This window comes from Oceanisphaera arctica, assembly GCF_002936955.1.
GTDB classification, from domain to species: domain Bacteria; phylum Pseudomonadota; class Gammaproteobacteria; order Enterobacterales; family Aeromonadaceae; genus Oceanimonas; species Oceanimonas arctica.
On record NZ_MPZM01000102.1, the window covers coordinates 1 to 1,414 of the forward strand.

The 1,414-nt window shown below is 59.4% G+C and carries 1 protein-coding gene; it reads left to right on the forward strand.

From position 1 onward, the window contains the following. On the forward strand, positions 1-985 hold a 985-nt coding region (locus tag UN63_RS16845), incomplete at its 5' end, for a lipocalin-like domain-containing protein (protein WP_104488641.1). Between the last annotated feature and the right edge of the window lie 429 nt (positions 986-1,414).

The following is a 1,414-nucleotide window of genomic DNA, read 5'->3' on the forward strand; positions in this document are numbered from 1 at the left end:
AGTGTGGTATCTCACTGCCAACCTGGAAGACGAGAATGGCGAGCCGCTGGGAATGCAGTGGACGCTGTTTCGGCAGGCGCAGCAGCCCATGGCGCCCGCCGCCAGCACCGCCGTTGCCGACCTCGGGGCCAGGCCCAACGCCGAGCCTTGGGCCCCGGATCAACTGTGGATGGCACATATGGCGCTGTCTCGTGGCGAGAGCCATCGCGTGGCCGAACGCTTCGCGCGGGGAACCAGCATGCCGCTCCCGGGTGCCGCGCAGCAGGCCGGTGTGACGGCCCAGCCCTTTCGCGCCTGGCTGGATGACTGGCGGCTTGAAAGCCTGACCTCGCAAGGCGACGAACTGAATCGGCTTCGCCTGACGGCCCGGGCCGAGGACGAAAACGGCCCCTTTGGCTATCAATTGGAACTCGAAGCTGAAGGGCCTTTGGTGCGCCATGGTATTCGCGGCTTCAGCCAGAAGTCGGCCGACGGCCAGGGTTCCATGTATTACAGCCAGCCCTTTTATCGTGTCAGCGGCGAGGTGTGGCTTAACGGCGAGCGCGTGGCGGTCAGCGGGCGGGCCTGGCTGGATCGGGAATGGAGCAGTCAACTGCTGAGTGGCAATCAAACCGGCTGGGACTGGTTTTCGCTGCACCTAGACAGCGGCTCCCGGCTGATGGCCTTTCGCTTGCGCGGTGGGGGGGCAAACCACGACGACTATCTTTCTGGCAGCTGGATCACCCCCGATGGCGAGGTAACGCCGTTAACTGCCGCAACGTTAACGCTGATGCCGCAGGCGTTTGCCAGGGCCGACGGGCATCGCGTGCCGGTGCGCTGGCGCCTGACGCTGCCGGAGCAGAACCTTGAGCTGGAGATAGCGGCTCGCCACGCGAATCGCTGGATGAACACCTCGGTGCGCTACTGGGAAGGTGCGGTCAGCGTGACCGACGCCGCCAGTGGCGCACCCCGCGGCCAGGGCTATCTGGAAATGACCGGGTATTGATTACGAGCAGGTAAAGTCTGGGCGTAGAGCTCAATTTATCAGACTCCAAATGGCCAGCATGGTGATGCTGAATATCAGGCTCACCGGGCTCGTTTCCTTTCATTCCGCGACCCGCAACGCCATAATGAAAAAGTTTCATATGATTCCATCATGTCCCGGAGCAGCCTCAACAACAGGGAAGGGGAGAGGCAGATCGCCCGCAGGGCCCGGGCAGTAGCCTGCCGCAAGGGTTGGCAGCTGATCATGCCAGATTTTATCGGGTCACCATGATTGTTAAAGATAAAAAGTGATGTTAATCATGGGGTTAAGATATGGGTATCTCAGATAAAGTGCTTTCAATTTATAAAAACAAAATCGACAATTTCAGACATGACTGGCAGGAAATTATTCTTGCTTCAGTAGAGAGCAATTTGACGTCATGTGTTGAAG